This is a genomic window from Candidatus Nanopelagicales bacterium, assembly GCA_018003655.1.
In the GTDB taxonomy this organism is placed as follows: domain Bacteria; phylum Actinomycetota; class Actinomycetes; order S36-B12; family UBA10799; genus JAGNDY01.
The window spans coordinates 113,247-133,041 of the sequence record JAGNDY010000001.1 but is presented as its reverse complement, the minus strand read 5'-3'; the positions used below and the strand labels follow the sequence as shown (position 1 = coordinate 133,041).

Here is a 19,795-nt window from a genome sequence, read left to right as displayed (position 1 = left end):
CGCCACCGCGACCACCTCGGCCGCCGAATGCGCCCGGCGCACCTCCGCCGCCGCCCGGGCGACCAGCGAAACCGCCACCAGGACGACCTCCCCCGGCATAACCGCCTCCGCCGCCAGGAGCACCACCTGGACGACCGCCGCCGGCATAGCCACCGCCGCCGGGCGCACCGCCCGGACGACCGCCGCCGGCAGGAGCACCCGTGGTGCGCCCGGCCGGAGCGCCAGGACGACCACCCGGCGCGTTGGGACGACCACCTGGGCCGCCCGCGCGACCAGTTGGTCGTTGGACGGGTCGAGGGGGCATCGTGCCGGGATTCGGTCGGGGAGCTCCGGCCACACCCGGACGTTGCATTCCGGATGAGGCACCGGAGCTGAACGGATTGTTGCCGGGGCGAGGCCCACTCGGACGCATGCCGGACGAACCGCCGGAACTGTAGGGGTTGTTGCCGGGTCGGGGAGCCCCAGGCTTAGGTGCTGGAGTCGGTGCAGGTGCTGGGCCTGACCCGGATGCGGGTGCGTCGGCTGGTGTCGTGGAAGCAGCCCGGGCCGCCGGAGCCGCAACGGTTCCGTGGTCTGCCGACCCGGCGTCTGCGGCCGCTGGCTGCGCGGTGGGAGCTGACCCGGAGTCAGGCGCTGGCTCGGCGTCCGTTGGCACTGCCTTCGGAGCAGACTCCGCCTTAGGCGCCGGCTGTGCCGTCTGAGCAGGCTCGGCGGCCGTTGGCTCTTCGGCAGGTGCTGGTCGCGCCGTTGAAGCGGGTGTAGGTCCTGTTGGCTTCGCGGCTGCCTTCTTGGCTGGCTTGGCTGGAGCAGCCTCGGCAGCGTCCGGGTACGCGTCGCGCAGTTTGCGCGCCACCGGCGGCTCAATTGTTGAGGAGGCAGATTTGACGAATTCGCCGAGTTCCTGCAGTTTCGCCACTGCGGTCTTGCTATCGATTCCGAGTTCGCGAGCGACCTCGTATACGCGGGTCTTGGCCACGTCTCTCCGTCCTGGCCCGGACGGATGACGCCGGGCCCTTAGTTGTGCAGGTAGAAGCTCATAGCTGGTGACTCATCGAGCGCTCATTCCACTGCTCCCGAGTGTTGGGCCGACGGGTTGACCTGTGAGACGTAGTGCTGCACCGGTTCGGTATCGAGCGGACTCCGTTGACGAAGAGCCCGAGCGAATGCCTTCCGCCGGATGGCTGACTCAAGGCAGTTCGGCGTGGAGTGCAGGTAAGCACCCCGGCCGGGCAGCAGAGCCCGCTCATCAACGACGACTTGGTCACCGATGGCAACAACACGCACCAGGTTGGTCTTATCCTCGCGTGCTCGGCATCCCACACAGGTGCGAATCGGTTCAGTCATTGGTCTGACCTGCTTCGGTTCCGGCCACTTGCTCGCTGATCCCAATTCCTCGCTGGTCCCAGTTGCTGGTTATCCCAGCTACTGGCCCAATGACTGGTCAATCCGCACGGATTGTGGTCTTGCCGATTTCGTTTCGAACGCGACCGTAGGCCAGTCTACCCCTGAGCGGTGTGTGGGCTCACTCACCGGTAGGTTCGGCGCGTTCACCCTCACTGGCGTCCAGCGGCGCATCGTCCACGTTTTCCGTTGGCGACTCGGCATCGGAATGAATATCAATCCGCCAACCGGTCAACCGTGCGGCGAGCCTCGCGTTCTGACCATCGCGACCAATCGCCAGTGACAGCTGATAGTCGGGTACGACCACTCTGGCAGAGCGGTTGGCCTCATCAACGACCGCCACGCTGGACACCCGCGCCGGCGACAGCGCGTTGGCGACAAAAACCGCCGGGTCCTCGTCCCAGTCGACGATGTCGATTTTTTCGCCCTGCAACTCGGTGGTCACGGCCCGCACGCGCTGCCCCATCGGCCCAATGCACGCGCCCTTGGGGTTGACCTGCGCAATCGTGGCTCGAACCGCGATCTTCGATCGGTGGCCCGCCTCACGAGCGACGGCCATGATCTGAACCGTCCCGTCAGCGATCTCCGGACATTCAAGACGAAACAGTCCGCGCACCAATTCCGGGTGGGTACGAGACAGGGTGACCTGCGGTGCCTTGGTGCCACGGCGAACGGCCACCACGTAGCACTTCAGCCGGGTCCCGTGTGCGTAGCTGTCCGTCGGAACCTGCTCGGTGCCAGGAATCTTGCCCTCGATCTTGCCGAGCTCAACCAGGACCGCGCCGGGATCACGGCCCTGTTGAACCTGGCCGGACACGATGTCGCCTTCCTTGCCGACGAACTCCTCGAAGGTGGCATCGTCGTTGGCCTCACGCAGGCGCTGCATCAGCACGTTCTTGGCCGTCGCTGCCGCGATACGCCCGAAGTTGGTTGGGGTGTCGTCGTACTCAGCGCCCAGGCTGCCGTCTTCGTTCACCTCGGTCGCCCACACGGTCGCGTGACCGGACTTTCGGTCAAGTTCGACCCGGGCGTGCGCACTGCAACCGGGTGTGTGGTGATAGGCCACCAGCAATGCCTGCTCGATGGTGGAGACCATCAACTCCCAGGAAATCCCACGCTCAATGACGAGCGCCTTGAGAGTGCTGACATCGATGTCCATGATCAGGAATCCTTCTTCTTGGCGAACTCAACTTGGACAACAGCGCGCGAGATCTGCGCGAACTCGAATGTTCGCAACTGACCGTCCACCACGACGGCGACGGTGGAGTCAGTGGCGCCCTGGACGCGACCCGTCTCGGTGGAACCATCGCTGAGCGACAGTTGCACCAGGCGGTCGGCTGCGCGTCGCCAGTGTCGAGCGTGGGTCAGCGGCCGGCCCACCCCCGGCGAGGTCACTTCCAGCACGTAGGGCAAATCCTCAGTAGCGCCAGAGTCATCGAGCGCCTCCGACACCACCTTTGATGCCTGCGCAATTGCGTCCAGATCGAGGCCACCGTCTTTGTCGAGCACCACGACTACCGCACTTCGACGACCGGCCCGCTTGACCGACACATCCTCCAGATCGAGCCCGAGTCGATCGGCAACCGGCGTCAAAGCCGCTCGCACTCGTGCCGCGTCAATCGCTGCCATCGATCCTCCCGACTCGTGCATTGCGGTTGCAACGGATGCTCCCTGTTCACTTCGTTCGAGGCCGGACTTGTTCAGTTCGGCCTCGCGGCAGCGGATTGGCAACTCGCGTTGACACCCTTTTCCCCTACTTGCGCGATCCTAGTCGGGTCACCGTCCTACCCTTGCCCCGTGACCACCCATCCAGCAGCGCTGAGCAGGCGTACCCTGCTCACAACCGCCGCGGTACTTCCAGTGGGCCTCGTCGCCGCATGCAGCTCAAGCGGGTCGAGCTCGAACCCCGATGACGCGGTCAAGGCCGCCGTTGCAGCAGCGGAGCAGCAGTTGATCGATCTGTACGACGCGGCGCTGAGCGCATTCCCTGACCTACGCCCGACTCTGCAACCGATCCGGTCACAGCACGCCGAACACCTCGCCGCCGTTGGTGGCACCCCAACCGAGTCTGGCGAGTCCGCCGCGCTCGGCGCAACGACGGCAACCGCCGCGCTTCGGGAGCTCGCTAGCCAGGAACGGCGTGCGTCAGGCCAACGGGTGTCCGCTTGCGTCGATGCCAACGCGTCCGAGTTGGCTTGGGTGCTGTCGCTGATCGGCGCCTCCGAGTCGCAACATGCCGCTGCTTTGGCTGGCGCGACCGCATGATCGCCACAAACTCGCCCGCGATCGATGCACTGAAAGCGACCCTGGACGGCGAATACGCGGCCATCTACGCGTACGGCTTGATCGGATCGCAACTCAGTGGCAGCGCCCAACTTCGAGCACGGCGAGCTCTGAACTCCCATCGCGCATTGCGCGATCAACTCAGGGCACAGATCACAGCAACGGGTGAACAGCCGCCAAACCCCGCCGCGGCGTACCAAACCCCACAAGCCGTTACCTCGTCGGCCACTGCCACCGCGCTCGCCGTCGTTATCGAGCAGCGACTGGTGCGGTCTTGGTCGGCGCTGGCGGCGGCAACCTCTGGCGACGATCGGAAGTCGGCCGCGCGCACAGCTTCGGAATCCGCCGTCCGGGCAATCTCGTGGGGATCGGTGTCTCAGGCCTTCCCCGGGTGATTCTGCCCGACTCGCCTAGCTCGATTCCCAGATCATCTCGGCCACACAGCGACGGATGATGACCGAGGCTGCCTCGTCAACCTCCACAACCGTTCGCTCGCCCGTTGAGCGATCCTTGATTTCGACCGTTCCCTCCTCGAGACCTCGGCCGACCACAACGATGGTGGGGATGCCGATGAGTTCGGAGTCGTTGAACTTGACCCCGGTGGACACCTTCTTCCGATCGTCATAGAGCACGCGCACCCCGGCCGCGGACAGTTCACCCGCCAACTTCTCCGAGAACTCGAAGACGCGGTCATCCTTGCCCGTTGCAACCAAATGAACGTCTGCCGGCGCAATCTCCTGCGGCCAGATCAGCCCTCTCTCGTCGTGGCTCTGCTCGGCGACCGCCGCCACCGCGCGGGAGACGCCGATGCCATACGAACCCATCGTCACAACAACCCGTTTGCCATTCTCGTCGAGGACTCTGAGGTCAAGCGCCTCCGCGTACTTGCGCCCGAGCTGGAAAATGTGGCCGATCTCAATGCCGCGAGCGATCTGAAGTTCGGAACCACACTGTGGACATGAGTCGCCGACACGGACTTCGGCGGCCTCGATCGTCCCGTCCGGGGTGAAATCACGACCCACCACCAAGCCGTACGCGTGCTGACCAGCCGTGTTGGCGCCACTGATCCACCGCGAGCCGGTCACGACGCGGGGATCGACGAGGTACCGAATCCCCGACGTTGATTGCGCACCGAGGATCTGTGGTCCGACGTAGCCGCGAACAAGCGCAGGGTGCTTGGCGAAGTCAGCCTCATCAAATGTCCGCGGCTCGCCCGGGGCAACCGCAGCCGCCAACCGCTTCATGTCCACCTCGCGATCGCCAGGCAGACCGATCACTAGTGGCTCGCTGTCCCGGTCGGCGTAGTCGATCATGACCACGACGTTCTTCAGCGCGTCTGCTGCGGTCCAGTCCCGGTCAACCCGTCGAAGCGAAGTGTCGGTGTTCGACACCGCGATGAGCTCATCAATGGTCCCCGCGTTCGGCGTCGCGGCAACGTGCGCCGCTGGCGCGTCATCGGCATCGATCTCCGGTGGAGTAGGCGTTTCGACGGCTTCAACGTTTGCCGCGTAGTCACAGCCCGGACACCTGACAAAGGTGTCTTCTCCGTTGGGGCACGGCGCGAGGAATTCCTCGCTGGCAGAACCGCCCATAGCCCCCGATTGCGCTGACACGATGACGAACTCCAGGCTGAGTCGATCGAAGGTTGAGATGTATGCCTCGCGGTGCTTCTGATAGCTGGCCACCAGTCCCTCGTCGCTGGAATCGAACGAATACGAATCCTTCATCAGGAACTCCCGCCCCCGCAGGATGCCCGCCCGCGGTCGTGCTTCGTCGCGGTACTTGTTCTGGATCTGATACAGCGACAGCGGCAAGTCCTTGTAGGAGGAGTACTCACTCTTTACCAGGAGGGTGAACATCTCCTCGTGGGTAGGTCCGAGCAGGTAATCGCCGCCCTTGCGGTCCTTGAGGCGGAACATGTTGTCGCCGAACTCCGTCCAGCGCCCCGTCGTCTCGTAGGCTTCGCGGGGAAGCAACGCCGGGAAGTGCACCTCCTGAAAGCCGGCCGCATCCATTTCCTCTCGGACGATGCGCTCCACATTGCGAAGAACCAGGTACCCAAGTGGGAGCCAGGTGAAGATGCCCGGCGCTACCCGACGGACGTATCCGGCCCGCACCAAGAGCCGGTGGCTCGGCACCTCAGCGTCGGCAGGGTCGTCTCGCAACGTACGTAGGAAGAGGGTCGACATCCGCAACAACACGCAGGGCTCCTTGGTCGGGTGGACGCAGCACGAGGCGGCGCTGGGCTGGCTGTAAGGGAAACTTCCGGCTTCAGAAGAGGACGGTCGCGAAGGTTCCAGTCTGTCGGAAGCCTACGCGGGCGTACGTGCGCAGCGCCGCCGTGTTGTGGGCGTTGGCGTAGAGGCTGATGCGCCTGGCGTGTTGGAGCATCGAGAGTCTCACGACGCCAGCCACGGCCGGAGCGGCGAGCCCTGTTTGGCGCAGTCTCGGGGTGACCCACACGCCTTGCAGCTGGGAACTGGCTGTCGACACGGCGCCGACCTCCGCCTTGAAGATCACTTCACCGCGTTCGATCCGGGTGAACACCCGTCCCGCTCGGATGGATTCGAGCAGCCGGGCGCGGTATCCCGCTTCCCGCCCGCCGGATACCGGCGAGACTCCGACCTCTTCGGTGAACATCGCTATTGATGCCGGCATTAGCGGCTCGAGATCGGCCTCATCGGCGACTTTGACCCGGAAATCGACAGAGTGCTCAGGTGTGTGTTCCAAAGCCATCAGCGGCTGGTCACCTCGGATCTCGCGGCAGGGACCCCAGCTTGCGGCCAGCAACTCCCACAGCGGTAGGACCTCGTGATGGTGACCGACGATTGCCGAACTGCGTCGACCGCCTCGCGTCAGCCGTTGGGCAAAAGCCCACCGGCTCGCTTCGGTGGTCTCGATCGGGATGGTGTTGGCACCGAGGTAGATCGCCGATTCGAGTCCGGCGCCAGTGAACCAGCCCCAACTCTGGCCACCGCTTGCCGCTGGTATCAGCGCGCCGGCCTCGATGCGTTCGGAAACAACGACGTAGGCGTCTGGATCTCGGCGAAGCAGCGCACGCAGAGCCGGCAGGTCCTCGGACTGCAGAACCCGCAGGGTCCCGCCGGTTCCGTCAGCTGACCGTGACTGAGGGACCGACAGCGTCATCGTGGGTCTCCACCTGGATTGTCTCCGCGAGCCGCATTGCCTCTTCGATCAGGGTCTCGACGATCAATGCCTCAGGCACTGTTTTGATGACTTCACCCTTGACGAAGATCTGCCCCTTGCCGTTGCCCGACGCGACACCGAGGTCAGCATCCCGGGCCTCGCCAGGTCCGTTGACAACACAGCCCATCACCGCCACCCGCAACGGCACCTCCATGCCCTCCAGACCAGCAGTGACCTGCTCGGCGAGGGTGTACACGTCGACCTGGGCACGCCCGCACGACGGACAACTGACGATCTCCAGGCCGCGTTGGCGCAGATTCAACGATTCCAAGATGCCAATGCCCACCTTGACCTCTTCCTCCGGCGGCGCCGACAGCGAGACTCGGATCGTGTCCCCGATGCCCTGGCTCAGTAGCGCCCCGAATGCGACGGCGGACTTGATCGTCCCCTGGAACTGCGGTCCGGCCTCGGTGACGCCGAGGTGGAGTGGGTAGTCGCACTGACTGGCCAGTAGTTGGTATGCCTTGACCATCACCACCGGGTCGTGGTGCTTGACCGAGATCTTGATGTCGTGGAAGTCGTGCTCTTCGAACAGACTTGCTTCCCACAGGGCCGACTCAGCGAGGGCTTCCGGCGTCGCTTTGCCGTACTTGGCGAGCAGTCGCTTGTCCAGCGACCCCGCGTTCACTCCGATCCGGATAGGAGTACCGGAGTCCTTCGCGGCCTTGGCAATCTCGCCGACGCGGCCGTCGAACTCGCGGATGTTGCCGGGGTTGACCCGAACGGCAGCGCACCCGGCATCGATGGCGGCGAAGACGTACTTGGGTTGGAAGTGAATGTCGGCGATCACTGGGATCCCGGACTTCTTGGCGATCTGACTGAGTGCCTCGGCGTCATCTTGACTCGGCACCGCAACCCGAACGATTTGGCAGCCGGTCGCGGTCAACTGCGCGATCTGCTGCAGCGTGGCATCGACATCCGCAGTGACCGTCGTGGTCATCGATTGCACGCTGATGGGTGCGCCGCCGCCGATGAGCACCGGATGGGTGGGGTGGCGCAACAGCAACTGCCGGGTGGTGCGCCGCTCATGCAGAACCGGCGGGGGTGCTTCCGGCATGCCCAAGGCAATACTCATGACTTCAGTATCCCCTCGTTGTTGGGACTTGGAACATCGCGCACCTCAACTGCCGATTCGGACGGGATTGACGACGTCTGCGTAAAGCAGCAGAGCACTCATGCCTATCAGGATGAAGGCCATGGCATAGGCGACGGGCAAGGCGCGAGCTACATCCACCGGTCCCGGATCGGGCCGATGCCGCAGTTTGGCGATGCGTCGACGGATTCCCTCCCACATCGCGCCAGCGACGTGTCCGCCATCGAGCGGGAGCAGCGGAATCAAGTTGAAAAGGAACAAGAACAGGTTCAGCGATGCGACCAGGCCGAGGAACTGGGCCACCTTCCACGACTCGGGCAGGTCGGCGGCCGCGACCTCGCCGCTGATTCGGGTGACTCCGACTACGCCGATGGGACCGTTCGGATCGCGCTGGTCGGAACCGAAAGCCGCCTTGGCGACACCGACGATCTTCGACGGGATCGAGATGAGAGCCTGCCCAGTGCGAACGCTCAGATCCCACATCTGCCCAGGAACCGCAGTGATGGGTTGTGGTTGCAGGATTCGTTCCGGTGACATGCCAAGGAACCCAACCGGCTTGGTCTGGTTCGTTACCTGCCCGTCAACGATGACCGGTCGATCCACGACGAGAATCGGAGCGGTCAGGGTCTGGCTGACACCATCTCGGGTCACGCCGATAGTCGCTGCTCCGGCCGCACTGTTGCGGATCAGCCCGGTGAACTCCTCCCAGGAAGTCACGGGTTGGCCGTCGAAGGTGGTAACGACATCGCCCACCTGCATCCCGGCGGCCGCAGCCGGACTCGGCTGGGCTCCTGCGACACAATCACCGTTGATGTTGCTGGCGGTCGGCACGCAGGGCGATACCTCTTTGACCGTCAGGTTGGTGCTCGGAGTGCCGAAACCAACCAGCACGATGGCGAACAGCACAGTGGCCAGGATCAGGTTCATAACCGGACCGCCGAGCATGACCACGAGTTTTTGGCGGACTGGCAGGTTGTAGAAGGTGTGCTTCTCGTCCTCCGGGGTGAGGACCTCTTGCGCCGCCTCTTTGCGCGCGTCTTCGACCAACATGGCGATCCGGCCGGTGTTCGATGCCCGGACGGTGCCGTCTTCGCCAGGGGGAAACATTCCGATCATGCGGACATAGCCACCGAAGGGAATTCCCTTCACCCCGTACTCGGTCTCGCCCTTCTTCTTTGACCACAGTGTCGGCCCAAAGCCGATCATGAATTGGGTGACTTTGACGCCGAACTTCTTTGCGGGCAGGAAGTGACCGAGTTCGTGCCACGCAATGGAAAACAGGATGGCGAAGACGAACGCGATGATGCCGACGATGGTGAGCACCTACGAACTCCTTCCCATGAGTCGACGGGCAGCCGGTCGCGCCCATTGCTCGGCGGCAAGCACAGCATCCACTGTCATTGACGCATCCGGAACGTATTCGGATCCCGACGCCCCATCGCCACCGCTTACGTGGATGTCGACGAGCGCTTGAACCGTCTCCATGATGCCAGTGAAACCAAGATTGCCGGTCAGGAATTCCGCTACGCACTCCTCATTCGCTGCGTTGAAGACTGCTGGAGCGGTTCCGGCAAGTTCCCCAACCTCTCGAGCCACCCTGACAGCGGGGAATGCCTGCTCATTCAACGGCAGGAACTCCCACGTCGCCGCAGTGCTCCAGTCACAGGCAGGAGCGGCGTCGACAACTCGATCCGGCCAGCCCATGGCCAGGGCAATCGGCAAGCGCATATCCGGCGGGCTCGCTTGGGCGATTGTCGAACCGTCGGCAAACTCGACCATCGAGTGCACGACCGACTGCGGGTGAACCACCGCCTCGATTCGATCGTAGGGAACGTCAAACAGGAGGTGCGCCTCGATGATCTCCAGACCCTTGTTGACCAGGGTGGCGGAGTTGATCGTCACGACAGGTCCCATATTCCAGGTCGGATGCGCCAATGCCTGCTCCGGCGTGACATTCACCAGACTCTCCGCGCTCCAGCCGCGGAACGGTCCTCCCGAAGCAGTCAGGATCAGCTTGCGTACTTCGCCGGAATTGCCACTGCGCAGACACTGGGCCAGGGCAGAGTGCTCGGAATCAACAGGCACAATCTGACCCGGTCTGGCCAACCCGGTCACCAATCGACCACCGACCACCAGGGACTCCTTGTTCGCCAGAGCCAGAGTGGTACCTGCGGTCAGTGCAGCGATGGTGGGGGCAAGCCCGACGGAGCCAGTCATGCCATTGAGCACAAGGTCAACATCAAGGCCGGCGATCTGGGTGGCGGCCAGCGGGCCTGCGAGCACCTGCGGGATCACGAACTCCCCTGGTTGCAGTCCCCGTTTGCGGGCGAGCTGATCGATGGCGAGCATGAGCGCCACGGCCCCATCGGGATCGGCCACGCCGACGTATTGCGCGCCGGTATCCAGGGACTGACCGGCAAGTTGGTCGAGGTTCGCACCACCGGCGGCCAAACCCACGATTCGGAATCGCTCGGGGTTTCTGGCAACGATGTCCAGTGCCTGCGTTCCGATTGAGCCGGTGCTGCCGAGCAGCACGATGTCGCGGGTCACGTGCCTATTGTGACCGATGAAGCCCGGCTGCACTGCCGCGGTCGCTCACGCGGTACTGGTCGCCGCGAGCTGGCCGCAAGCACCGTCGATCTCCCGACCGCGCGTGTCGCGAACGGTGACCGCAATCTTGCGTGAGCTCAGGATGCGAACAAACTCGTCCTGATCCTCCGGACGTGATGCCGTCCATTTCGATCCGGGGGTCGGATTCAACGGAATCAGATTGACGTGGACCAGACGTCCGGCCAGCAGATTGGCCAGCATGCGCGCACGCTCGGGTTGGTCGTTGATGTCTTTGATGAGTGCGTACTCGATCGAAACGCGCCGACCGGTCGCATCGGCGTATCCCCAGGCCGCGTCCAGCACCTCGGCAACCGGCCACCGGTTGTTGATCGGCACGAGCTCGTCACGCAGTTCGTCGTCGGGAGCGTGCAGGGAGACTGCCAGCGTGTAGGGCGAACCCTCCTGCGCGAGCTGCCGGATCTGCGGTACCAGCCCGACCGTCGAGACGGTGATTCCGCGAGCCGACATGCCCAACCCCGTCGGCGCTGGCGCTGTCAGGATTCGCAGCGCCCGAGTCACGCGGTTGTAGTTGGCCATCGGCTCCCCCATGCCCATGAGCACCACGTTGGATACGCGACCGGGGCCACCGGCGATCTGACCGCGTGCCAGCGACCGGGCACCTGCCAACACCTGCTCGACAATCTCCGCCGTTGACAAGTTGCGGGTCAGTCCCGCTTGACCGGTTGCGCAGAACGGGCAGTTCATCCCGCAACCTGCCTGGCTCGACACGCACATGGTCACGCGGTTGGGGTATCGCATCAGGACACTCTCGACCAGTGCGCCGTCATGCAACTTCCAGACCGACTTCACGGTCGTACCGTCGTCACAGGTCAGTTGGCGGATCGGCTCAAGCAGGTCGGGCAGGATGCTCTCGGCGAGTTGAGAACGGACATCGGCGGATAGGTCGGTCCACTCTTGCGGGTCGTCTGACAACCGGCCGTACCAATGTCTCGCCAGTTGGTCGGCACGGAAGCCCGGCAGACCGAGATCGGCGGCGACCTGCTTGCGGTCAGCAATCTCCAGGTCCGACAGGTGCCGCGGCGGTTTCACCCCCCGCGCCGTCGCCTTGCGTTCAACGAATCCAGTTCGACCCAGCGGCAGGTCTTGTTTGCTCATCAGTTTGACCTTCCGTCCGGACGCCGACTCAGCCGAGGAAGAGTCGGAACATCGCCCACGATACGAAGGCGTTGGGGACCAGCGAATCGAGCCGGTCCATGAGTCCGCCATGGCCAGGCAGTAGCTGACTCATGTCCTTGACACCGAGATCGCGTTTGATCGCACTTTCAGCAAAGTCGCCGGCAGTGGCCGTAATCGTCATAACGATGCCGGTGATGGCTCCTGCCCACCAGGAAGAATCGAGTAGCCAGATGAAGAGCCACGACCCCACGATGACCTGGGTGACTACCGACCCGGCGAAGCCCTCCCACGACTTCTTGGGGCTTATCTGCGGGGCAATCGCGTGCTTGCCCATGGTGACGCCGGCTGCGTAGCCGCCAATGTCACTGGCAATTGTCAGGCAGATGAACACGATGACCCGTTGTGGGCCGTTCGGGTACTGCAAGGTCAGCATCAGGAAGCCGGCCATGAACGGCAAGTAGGCGGCAACGAAGATCGATGCGGTCACATCCTTGACGTAACCCTCCGTGCCCCGGCGGATGCGCCAAATCAACACGAAGATGGTGATCGCACCGAACGTCACCAATTGGGCCTCAATGCCCCATTGGTACACAGCGAACGTGGCGGCGACCACGCCAAGGTAGAGCGGCGTGCGCGCGACTCTGGCTCCCACGTGCGCGAAGGCGCCGGTCAACTCGTACACACCGATGCAGATGGCCGCACACACCAACGCCACGAACAGCCAACGAGCGGTGTAGAGGGTTAGTAACGCCACTCCCGCGAGCAGAACCCCGACCAGGATGGCGACGGGCAGATTGCGTCCGGCATTCGGGTGCTCGTCTGCCGACGGGTCGGCTGGGGTGGCAGCACCGGAGGAGTTGGACACATCAGACCTCGAGAAGTTCGGCTTCCTTATGTTTGAGGATGTCGTCGACGTGCGCGACGTGCTGGCCGGTGACATCATCGAGCTGCTTTTCAGCGCGACGAACGTCATCCTCCCCTGCGTCGCCATCCTTCATCAACTTATCGAGTGCCTCTTTGGCGTGACGGCGCACAGCGCGGATCGAGATTTTGGCGTCCTCAGCCTTGGTGCGAGCAACTTTGACATACTCACGCCGGCGTTCCTCGGTCAACTGCGGCAGCACTACCCGGATGAGTTTGCCGTCGTTGGTTGGATTGACGCCGAGGTCGGAGTCGCGAATCGAGCGCTCAATCTCGGGCATTGCGCCGACGTCGTACGGCATCACCAGAATCATCCGCGCCTCGGGCGTCTGGAAAGACGCCAACTGATTGAGTGGGGTTTGCGTGCCGTAGTAGTCGACGGTGATCTTTGCGAACATCGACGGATTCGCGCGACCGGTCCGCAACGTGGCGAAGTCGTCGCGAGCAACGCTGATGGCCTTGTCCATCTTCTCTTCGGCTTCCAGAAGAATGTCGTCGATCATTGCAACTCCGTTGCTTGTCGTCAGATTGAGGTTGAGGGTTCAGCACCGGAAGCAGCTGCGAGTCGGCCGCTGAGCCGTGGCTATGGCACCGCGGTAATGAGCGTCCCGATCCTTTCACCATCAACAGCGCGGGCGATGTTGCCTTCCACCATCAGGTTGAAAACGATGATAGGCATCCGGTTGTCGCGACACAGGCTAATCGCGGTTGCGTCGGCAACTTTGAGGTCTCGAGCCAGCACCTCGTCATAGGTCAGACGGTCGAAGCGCTTGGCATCTGGATTGGTACGCGGGTCGTCGTCATAGACGCCGTCCACTCCCTTGGCCATGAGCACCACCAGCCCACCCGTTTCCAGCGCGCGCTGGGCCGCACACGTGTCGGTGGAGAAGAACGGCGCACCAAGGCCAGCCCCGAAGATCACGACCCGGCCCTTCTCCATGTGGCGGATCGCTCGGCGAGGAGTGTAGGGCTCGGCGACTTGACCCATCGCGATTGCTGTCTGAACGCGGGTCTCGATTCCCTGACGCTCAAGAAAGTCCTGCAGGGCCAGGCAATTCATGACCGTACCGAGCATGCCCATGTAGTCGGCTCGAGAACGGTCCATACCGCTGGCCGAAAGCTCGGCGCCACGGAAGTAGTTGCCCCCACCGATGACGATCCCGACTTCTCGGCCGGTCCGAACCACGTCGGCGATCTGCCGAGCGATGGCGGACACGACGTCAGGATCGACGCCGAGGCCGCCACCACCGGCAAAAGCCTCACCGGACAGTTTGAGCAGTACGCGGTCCCAGCCGTGTTCGGGAATGTCCGGCCATCGCTCGACCGTGCCTTCCAGCGTCGGTTGAACCGCGGAGACCACTAGTCCTGCCCGACCTTGAATCGTGCGAATCGGGTGACGTGCGCTCCGTTCTCTGCCAGGAGCGCTGCGATCGTCTTCTTGTTGTCGCGAACGTACGACTGTTCCAACAGGCAGGCGTCCTTGAAGAACCCGTTTGTCCGGCCATCGACGATCTTGCTGATGGCCTGCTCGGGCTTGCCTTCCTCCCGAGCAGTTTCCTCAGCGATCCGCCGCTCGTTGTCCACAACGTCCTGCGGAACATCCTCGCGTGCCAGGTACTTGGGGGCCATCGCTGCGATGTGCTGGGCGATGCCTTTGGCCAGTTCCTCGTTTGGCGTATCGAGTTCAACCAGCGAGCCGACGCTTGGTGGCAACGCGGGATCATGCTTGTGCAGGTAGACGTAGATGCTGCCGTCCTCAAACCTGACAAAACGACGAACCTCGATCTTCTCCCCGAGGGTCACGTTTGCCTCGTCGAGCAACTGCTGGATGGTCTTGTCCGCCTCGAGCTCCGCTGCCATCAACTCGGCAACATCACCGGGGCGCTTGCTGGCGACGAAGCTTGAGACGTCGGCGGCGAGGCCCTGGAATCCCTCGGTCTTGGCGACGAAGTCGGTCTCGCAGTTGAGCTCAAGCAGCACACCGTGGTCGTTGCCTTCCATGTGAGCCACGACGAGCCCGTTCGAGGCAGTCCGCGAATCACGCTTGCCGACATCCTTGGCACCCTTGATACGGAGCAGCTCTACGGCCTTGTCGAAGTCACCTTCGGCTTCTTCCAAAGCCCGCTTGCAGTCCATCATCCCGGCGCCGGTCATTTCGCGAAGGCGCTTAACCTCCGCCGCGCTCACTGCAGCCATGTCAGGCGTCCTCCGTCTTCTCCGCAACCTTGGCCGCGTCGGCGTCGGCGTCGGCGTCGGCGTCGGCGGAGTCAACCTCAACCTCAGCCTCGGCCGCGACCTCGACAACCTCATCGGTGACCGCGGCCGCATCAGCCGCAGCGGCGTCGGCGGAGTCAACCTCAGCCTCGGCCGCGACCTCGACAACCTCATCGGTGACTGCGGGTGCTTCAGCCGCAACGGCGTTGGATTTCGGCGCCTCACCGGAGACCAAAACTTCGCGTTCCCACTCGGGCATCGGCTCGTCGACCGCCTCGCCATCGGTTGCAGCAGCGTTGGCTCCAGCACGCGCCATGAGGCCCTCAGCTACTGCATCGGCAACCACTCGGGTTAGCAGGCCTACTGCGCGGATCGCGTCATCGTTACCCGGAATCGGGTAATCGACTAGGTCGGGATCACAGTTGGTGTCGAGGATCGCGATGACGGGAATGTGCAGCTTGCGCGCCTCGCCGACGGCAAGGGCTTCCTTGTTCGTGTCGACGATCCACACCGCACTTGGCACGCGAGCCATGTCGCGGATGCCGCCGAGGGTCTTGGCCAACTTGTCTTTCTCGCGGCGCATCATCAGCAGCTCTTTCTTGGTCTTGTCGCTGCTGGCGACGTCATCGAGATCCATCTCCTCAAGGTCCTTGAGGCGTTGCAGCCGCTTGTGAACGGTCTGGAAATTGGTGAGCATTCCACCGAGCCACCGCTGATTCACGTAGGGCATACCCACGCGAGTCGCTTGCTGCTCGATTGCTTCCTGAGCCTGCTTCTTGGTGCCAACGAATAGCACCGTGCCACCGTGCGCGACGGTCTCCCGAACGAATTCGTAGGAGCGGTCAAGGAAGGTCAGCGACTGGTTGAGATCCACAATGTAGATCCCGTTGCGCTCGGTCATGATGAAGCGCTTCATTTTCGGATTCCAGCGACGGGTTTGGTGTCCGAAGTGGACACCGCTCTCCATGAGCTGGCGCATCGTGACGACGGCCATAGGTATTCCTCCACGCTCGCCGCAGTCTGCACTGCGACGAAGCTGATCGGTTTGTTGCGATCACCGGTTGGTGAGCGCTCCTCCCCCGCCGTTGTGACCACCGGTTGGAGTGGTGCTCCAGCCGGACCGCGGACACGGTCGCAGCGCTTCGAATGTTCAGCCTTGGCTGACATGAAGGGCTGTGTGCAGGGTGTGATGTCACGGCAGCGAACCGCCGTGCGGGTTCAGTCTAGCCACCTGACGCCGCCACGGTGGCCAGACCCTTCCACAACCGGCCGCGCAGCTCGCGATATCCACCGACCTGCGTTCGAGCCGATCACCGCGGCCTGCAGTGGATCCATGCTCAATCATGCCCATTTCAGCCATCCGCGTACCCGCCCGACGACTGACTTGGCGCGCAGCGGTCCTTTCGACGGCGGTGGCTGTCGCAATCATGATTCTGGGTGGGGTTTGGGTCGGACTTCCAGCGGCCGCGAGCCCCCTGAGGTTCAGCCCATGGCTATCGCCACTTCCCGGAACGCTGCAGGTGATTGCTGCGTTTGATCCACCCGCGCAGAATTGGCTCGCCGGACACCGCGGGGTCGACCTCGCCGCGACGCCGGGGACGCCCGTGCAGGCTGCGGGCGGTGGCATAGTGACCTTCGCCGCAACCATCGCTGGCCGCGGCGTCGTCACTGTGACCCATTCGTCGGGCCGTACCACGTACGAGCCGGTCACGGCGTCGGTCGACATCGGCCAGGCGGTCGACGCTGGCGAGGTGATCGGGATCGTCACCGGCGGTGGCCACTGCAGTGAACGATGCCTCCATTGGGGCTACATCAAAGCCGAGACGTATCTGGATCCACTCTCGCTGCTCGATCTGGTGCCGCCGGTGCTCAAACCACTCGGTGTCCAGCCACGCTCGCTCGCGGGCGGGTCGAAGCAGCGGTCAGCCCGTGTTCAGGCGACGCGCTCAGTTCCGCAAGCGGGTGCGGCAAGGACCGCTGGTGGGTCCGAGTCGCCACCAGCAGTCGACGCGCCGCCAGTGCGGCGAACGGCCGCCGTGCCAGCAGCCGCAGTTGCCATCGCGGGCGTACTAGGCGCCGGCGTTGCAGTCGACCACCGACGACGAAGGTCGAAAGCGAGATAGCTAGTGTGACTTCCGGTCCTATCTGAGCAACGACCCCTGCGTTGCAACGTGCGTCTTCGGCGACATCTGAGCTCCGTCTTCGGTTCTATCTGAACACCTGGGCGAGCATCTTCGGTTCTATCTGAACACCTGCAGAGTTGGTTCAGATAGAGCTGAATCCCGTGGGGCTGTTCGGATAGACCGAAGACTGCTGTCAATGCCGGTCCTACCTGAGGAGTCGACCGTGCTTAGAGCGGACGACTTCCGATCACGTCCGAGCAGCAGGTTCGGTTCGATCTGATCGTTCGGGCCACCACCTGCGGAGGGACCCAAAGGTCACGTGGGCCACCTGTCCGAGCCAGTTGCTAGCGTCGAACCGTGCCTGATCCGAGCAACCCAACCGATGGCCTTGTCGTGGCTACCTTCGCGACGGCGAACGACCTTGAGGCGTGGTTGGAGCATCACCACGCGACGAGCCCCGGTGTATGGGTACGGCTCAGTCGAACCAGGTCCGTCCGCGAGTCGGTCACTTTCCACGATCTCCTGGTACTCGGACTGTGCTTTGGATGGAGTGAGAGCACGCGCCGCGCCTACGACGACGATTCCTACCTGCAGAAGTTCACCCCTCGTCGGAAGGTGGGCACTGCGTCCGAGCGGAACCGGCGACTCGTTGAGGGGCTCCTGGATGAGGGTCGCGTCCGCCCGGCGGGCTTGGCTGCCCTCGGCGTAATTCCCCGAAGCAAAGGCAAGTGACGCCTGCGACGTTCGCTCCTATCTGTGTAACCACTTCTGAGTAGGACCGGGGCATTTCCGGGGACGACGGTTCACCGAATCGGAGAGCCGAACCCGCACAAGGGGCACCTTCGGGCCTGAAACCCTCAGGGTTCAGATAGAACCGGAGACTCGTCGCTGCTCAGATAGAACCGAAGATTGCTCAGATTGGACCGAAGGTCACAGCTAGGACGTGAGGTCAGCCATCTTGGCGCGCAACTGCAGGACCGCTTTGGTGTGCAATTGGCACGCTCGGCTCTCTGTCACCCCGAGAACCTGACCGATCTCATTTAGGGTCAAGCCCTCGTAGTAGTACAGCGTGATGACGATCTTCTCGCGCTCCGGTAGCGCACCGACCGAGTCGGCCAGGATGTAGCGGGTCTCTTCCACTTCGAAGACCGATTCCGGATCTTCGGCTTTCGCGTCGACCAGGGACTCGCCGAGGGTCACCTTGTCGCCACGTTCGCCACCGATGTGGAGTAGTTCATCCAACGCCACCACGTTGACGAACGAAACCTGCGAGAAGATCCGCCGCAGCGCTTCTTTGGTCACACCCAGTTCGTCGGCGACTTCGGAGTCGCTCGGGGTCCGCTGCAGCTTTGCCTCAAGCTCGGCGTACGCGCGCTCAACGTCGCGCGCCTTGGTGCGAACGGAGCGCGGGATCCAATCGATGCTGCGCAACTCGTCGATGATTGCGCCACGAATCCGGTTGATCGCGTAGGTCTCGAACTTGATCTCGCGCTCAAGGTCGAACTTGTCGATCGCATCGATCAGACCGAAGATCCCGTAGGACACCAGATCGGACTGATCGATGTTGCTCGGTAGCCCGACGCCGACTCGGCCAGCCACGTACTTGACCAGTGGGGAGTAATGCAGGATCAGCTGTTCGCGCAGATCGATGGAACCCGCGGACTTGTAGTCGCGCCACAGCTGGGCAAGCATTCTCTCCGCTTCGCGCCCTGACTCCTCGGCTTCGGCTGCCGCGAGGTCCGCGTGCGTGGAGACCGTTTCGGAACTCACCTTGCCAACCCTGCTCATTGGGAACCCACTGGCGGTGTCGGCGGGCGCCGCAGTCTGGGCAGACCCATCCCGAGAGCCGACGGCCACGGTGGCCTTCGCCGACTCACGCGCGCGGATGTGCCTGCTCATATACCGACCTCAAGCGCTCAACGGAAACGTGTGTGTATAGCTGAGTTGTCGCCAGAGTAGCGTGACCGAGCAACTCTTGGACGGTTCGCAAATCAGCTCCCCCTTCAAGCACGTGCGTCGCTGCTGAATGGCGCAAGCCGTGGGGCGCAAGGTGGGGCGCACCAGTAAGTCGTTTCGCAGCAGCAGAAACAACACCGCGGACGACCCGAGGGTCGATGCGTCCTCCGCGGGAGCCGAGAAACAGGGCGTCTTCACTGTCCGTAGTCACCCGATCTGGTCTACCGTCCCGAAGCCATTCGTTCAGGGCCCGGCTCGCCGGGATACCAAACGGTACGACTCGCTGCTTATCGCCTTTGCCGACGACTCTGACCGTTCGCCGCTCGTGATCCAGTTCTGGCAGGTCAATCGCGCACAACTCACCCACACGCATGCCGGTCGCGTAGATCAGTTCAAGGATCGCGGCATCTCGCAGTGCCTCTGGACGCCGGGCGGGGTCGGACACATCGATGTCGGCAGCTGCTGTTTGCATCATTTGGCGGGCCTGTTCTTCCTTGAGAACCGTTGGCAACCCCCGCTCCAGCCGGGGCGATGCCAGCCGCGCGCCGACGTCTTGAGCGATAACTCCGTTACGCCACGCCCACCCAGTGAAAGCGCGGGCCGTGGCAGCCCGTCGAGCCATGGTTGTGCGGGAGAGTCCTCTACGGTCCAGCGCCGCTAGCCACCCCCGCAGGCGCAGCAGGGTCAGACCCGCTGGGTTGGTCAGTCCTTGCGCAGTCGCGTGGGCGGCGAGGTCCGCGAGATCGCCACGGTACGCACGCACCGTGTTGTCGCTCTTGCCACTGTCGAGCCTGAGGTGTTCGCAGAATTCCTCAATCACGGCCATCCACTCTGGACTGACCGCTGGGGG

21 protein-coding genes are annotated in these 19,795 nt (G+C 63.5%); 4 read left to right on the top strand and 17 right to left on the bottom strand.

Annotated elements, in window-relative coordinates; genetic code table 11:
• The 4 genes from KAZ48_00660 to rimP all read right to left on the bottom strand — a co-directional run.
• The coding region (locus KAZ48_00660; GenBank protein ID MBP7971281.1) for a translation initiation factor IF-2 N-terminal domain-containing protein at positions 1 to 976 on the bottom strand (976 nt) is incomplete at its 3' end.
• 83 nt (positions 977 to 1,059) lie between these two features.
• Positions 1,060 to 1,344: a YlxR family protein gene (locus tag KAZ48_00655; protein MBP7971280.1), complete on the bottom strand. Its 285-nt coding sequence runs from the start codon at positions 1,342 to 1,344 to the stop codon at positions 1,060 to 1,062.
• Between the two features lie 178 nt (positions 1,345 to 1,522).
• The gene (gene nusA, locus KAZ48_00650; protein ID MBP7971279.1) at positions 1,523 to 2,560 is read right to left on the bottom strand and encodes a transcription termination/antitermination protein NusA; all 1,038 of its coding nucleotides are present in this window, start codon (positions 2,558 to 2,560) and stop codon (positions 1,523 to 1,525) included.
• A gap of 2 nt (positions 2,561 to 2,562) precedes the next feature.
• Positions 2,563 to 3,030 (bottom strand): ribosome maturation factor RimP, encoded by a 468-nt coding sequence (gene rimP, locus KAZ48_00645; GenBank protein ID MBP7971278.1) that lies wholly within the window; start codon positions 3,028 to 3,030, stop codon positions 2,563 to 2,565.
• Positions 3,031 to 3,198: 168 nt separating this feature from the next.
• On the opposite strand from rimP, the gene KAZ48_00640 reads away from it, so the two are divergent.
• Positions 3,199 to 3,666, top strand: a complete 468-nt coding sequence (locus tag KAZ48_00640; GenBank protein MBP7971277.1) for a hypothetical protein — start codon at positions 3,199 to 3,201, stop codon at positions 3,664 to 3,666.
• Complete coding sequence (locus tag KAZ48_00635; GenBank protein ID MBP7971276.1) at positions 3,663 to 4,079, top strand: ferritin-like domain-containing protein; 417 nt, start codon at positions 3,663 to 3,665, stop codon at positions 4,077 to 4,079. Before KAZ48_00640 ends, KAZ48_00635 begins: the two co-directional genes overlap by 4 nt.
• 15 nt (positions 4,080 to 4,094) lie before the next feature.
• On the opposite strand, the gene KAZ48_00630 is transcribed toward KAZ48_00635, so the two are convergent.
• The 11 genes from KAZ48_00630 to rpsB all read right to left on the bottom strand — a co-directional run bounded on the left by KAZ48_00630 (position 4,095) and on the right by rpsB (position 15,860).
• Positions 4,095 to 5,873: a proline--tRNA ligase gene (locus KAZ48_00630; protein ID MBP7971275.1), complete on the bottom strand. Its 1,779-nt coding sequence runs from the start codon at positions 5,871 to 5,873 to the stop codon at positions 4,095 to 4,097.
• A gap of 82 nt (positions 5,874 to 5,955) precedes the next feature.
• Positions 5,956 to 6,831, bottom strand: coding sequence for a DUF4081 domain-containing protein (locus KAZ48_00625; GenBank protein ID MBP7971274.1), 876 nt, complete (start codon positions 6,829 to 6,831; stop codon positions 5,956 to 5,958).
• Positions 6,797 to 7,966, bottom strand: a complete 1,170-nt coding sequence (ispG, locus tag KAZ48_00620; protein MBP7971273.1) for a flavodoxin-dependent (E)-4-hydroxy-3-methylbut-2-enyl-diphosphate synthase — start codon at positions 7,964 to 7,966, stop codon at positions 6,797 to 6,799. Before ispG ends, KAZ48_00625 begins: the two co-directional genes overlap by 35 nt.
• 45 nt (positions 7,967 to 8,011) lie before the next feature.
• The gene (locus KAZ48_00615; GenBank protein MBP7971272.1) at positions 8,012 to 9,307 is read right to left on the bottom strand and encodes a site-2 protease family protein; all 1,296 of its coding nucleotides are present in this window, start codon (positions 9,305 to 9,307) and stop codon (positions 8,012 to 8,014) included.
• Positions 9,308 to 10,567 (bottom strand): 1-deoxy-D-xylulose-5-phosphate reductoisomerase, encoded by a 1,260-nt coding sequence (locus tag KAZ48_00610; protein ID MBP7971271.1) that lies wholly within the window; start codon positions 10,565 to 10,567, stop codon positions 9,308 to 9,310.
• A gap of 12 nt (positions 10,568 to 10,579) precedes the next feature.
• A complete protein-coding gene (gene rlmN, locus KAZ48_00605; GenBank protein MBP7971270.1) occupies positions 10,580 to 11,710 on the bottom strand; it encodes a 23S rRNA (adenine(2503)-C(2))-methyltransferase RlmN in 1,131 nt (376 codons plus the stop codon).
• A 28-nt stretch (positions 11,711 to 11,738) separates the two neighbouring features.
• Positions 11,739 to 12,596: a phosphatidate cytidylyltransferase gene (locus KAZ48_00600; GenBank protein MBP7971269.1), complete on the bottom strand. Its 858-nt coding sequence runs from the start codon at positions 12,594 to 12,596 to the stop codon at positions 11,739 to 11,741.
• Between the two features lies 1 nt (position 12,597).
• Complete coding sequence (frr, locus tag KAZ48_00595; GenBank protein ID MBP7971268.1) at positions 12,598 to 13,155, bottom strand: ribosome recycling factor; 558 nt, start codon at positions 13,153 to 13,155, stop codon at positions 12,598 to 12,600.
• An 80-nt stretch (positions 13,156 to 13,235) separates the two neighbouring features.
• A complete protein-coding gene (locus tag KAZ48_00590) occupies positions 13,236 to 13,958 on the bottom strand; it encodes a UMP kinase (protein ID MBP7971267.1) in 723 nt (240 codons plus the stop codon).
• Positions 13,959 to 14,011: 53 nt separating this feature from the next.
• Positions 14,012 to 14,848, bottom strand: coding sequence for an elongation factor Ts (locus tag KAZ48_00585; protein ID MBP7971266.1), 837 nt, complete (start codon positions 14,846 to 14,848; stop codon positions 14,012 to 14,014).
• 1 nt (position 14,849) lies between these two features.
• The gene (rpsB, locus tag KAZ48_00580) at positions 14,850 to 15,860 is read right to left on the bottom strand and encodes a 30S ribosomal protein S2 (protein ID MBP7971265.1); all 1,011 of its coding nucleotides are present in this window, start codon (positions 15,858 to 15,860) and stop codon (positions 14,850 to 14,852) included.
• Positions 15,861 to 16,209: 349 nt separating this feature from the next.
• Between rpsB and KAZ48_00575 the strand changes: the two genes are divergently transcribed.
• Positions 16,210 to 16,989, top strand: coding sequence for a M23 family metallopeptidase (locus KAZ48_00575; protein ID MBP7971264.1), 780 nt, complete (start codon positions 16,210 to 16,212; stop codon positions 16,987 to 16,989).
• A 357-nt stretch (positions 16,990 to 17,346) separates the two neighbouring features.
• Positions 17,347 to 17,721: a hypothetical protein gene (locus KAZ48_00570; GenBank protein MBP7971263.1), complete on the top strand. Its 375-nt coding sequence runs from the start codon at positions 17,347 to 17,349 to the stop codon at positions 17,719 to 17,721.
• A gap of 204 nt (positions 17,722 to 17,925) precedes the next feature.
• Here the strand turns inward: KAZ48_00570 and whiG are convergent, their stop codons facing one another.
• Both whiG and KAZ48_00560 read right to left on the bottom strand, forming a co-directional pair.
• Positions 17,926 to 18,777: an RNA polymerase sigma factor WhiG gene (gene whiG, locus KAZ48_00565; GenBank protein ID MBP7971262.1), complete on the bottom strand. Its 852-nt coding sequence runs from the start codon at positions 18,775 to 18,777 to the stop codon at positions 17,926 to 17,928.
• Between the two features lie 85 nt (positions 18,778 to 18,862).
• Positions 18,863 to 19,771, bottom strand: coding sequence for a tyrosine recombinase XerC (locus KAZ48_00560; GenBank protein ID MBP7971261.1), 909 nt, complete (start codon positions 19,769 to 19,771; stop codon positions 18,863 to 18,865).
• Positions 19,772 to 19,795: the final 24 nt, after the last annotated feature.

What these genes read in the sequence shown, in the direction of transcription:
- KAZ48_00585 (MBP7971266.1), bottom strand. Translation starts at nt 14,848, where the DNA reads ATGGCTGCAGTGAGCGCGGCGGAGGTTAAGCGCCTTCGCGAAATGACC.
- frr (MBP7971268.1), bottom strand. Translation starts at nt 13,155, where the DNA reads ATGATCGACGACATTCTTCTGGAAGCCGAAGAGAAGATGGACAAGGCC.
- KAZ48_00635 (MBP7971276.1), top strand. Translation starts at nt 3,663, where the DNA reads ATGATCGCCACAAACTCGCCCGCGATCGATGCACTGAAAGCGACCCTG.
- ispG (MBP7971273.1), bottom strand. Translation starts at nt 7,966, where the DNA reads ATGAGTATTGCCTTGGGCATGCCGGAAGCACCCCCGCCGGTTCTGCAT.
- KAZ48_00575 (MBP7971264.1), top strand. Translation starts at nt 16,210, where the DNA reads ATGCCCATTTCAGCCATCCGCGTACCCGCCCGACGACTGACTTGGCGC.
- whiG (MBP7971262.1), bottom strand. Translation starts at nt 18,777, where the DNA reads ATGAGCAGGGTTGGCAAGGTGAGTTCCGAAACGGTCTCCACGCACGCG.
- rimP (MBP7971278.1), bottom strand. Translation starts at nt 3,030, where the DNA reads ATGGCAGCGATTGACGCGGCACGAGTGCGAGCGGCTTTGACGCCGGTT.
- KAZ48_00560 (MBP7971261.1), bottom strand. Translation starts at nt 19,771, where the DNA reads ATGGCCGTGATTGAGGAATTCTGCGAACACCTCAGGCTCGACAGTGGC.
- KAZ48_00625 (MBP7971274.1), bottom strand. Translation starts at nt 6,831, where the DNA reads ATGACGCTGTCGGTCCCTCAGTCACGGTCAGCTGACGGAACCGGCGGG.
- KAZ48_00655 (MBP7971280.1), bottom strand. Translation starts at nt 1,344, where the DNA reads ATGACTGAACCGATTCGCACCTGTGTGGGATGCCGAGCACGCGAGGAT.
- KAZ48_00630 (MBP7971275.1), bottom strand. Translation starts at nt 5,873, where the DNA reads ATGTCGACCCTCTTCCTACGTACGTTGCGAGACGACCCTGCCGACGCT.
- nusA (MBP7971279.1), bottom strand. Translation starts at nt 2,560, where the DNA reads ATGGACATCGATGTCAGCACTCTCAAGGCGCTCGTCATTGAGCGTGGG.
- rpsB (MBP7971265.1), bottom strand. Translation starts at nt 15,860, where the DNA reads ATGGCCGTCGTCACGATGCGCCAGCTCATGGAGAGCGGTGTCCACTTC.
- rlmN (MBP7971270.1), bottom strand. Translation starts at nt 11,710, where the DNA reads ATGAGCAAACAAGACCTGCCGCTGGGTCGAACTGGATTCGTTGAACGC.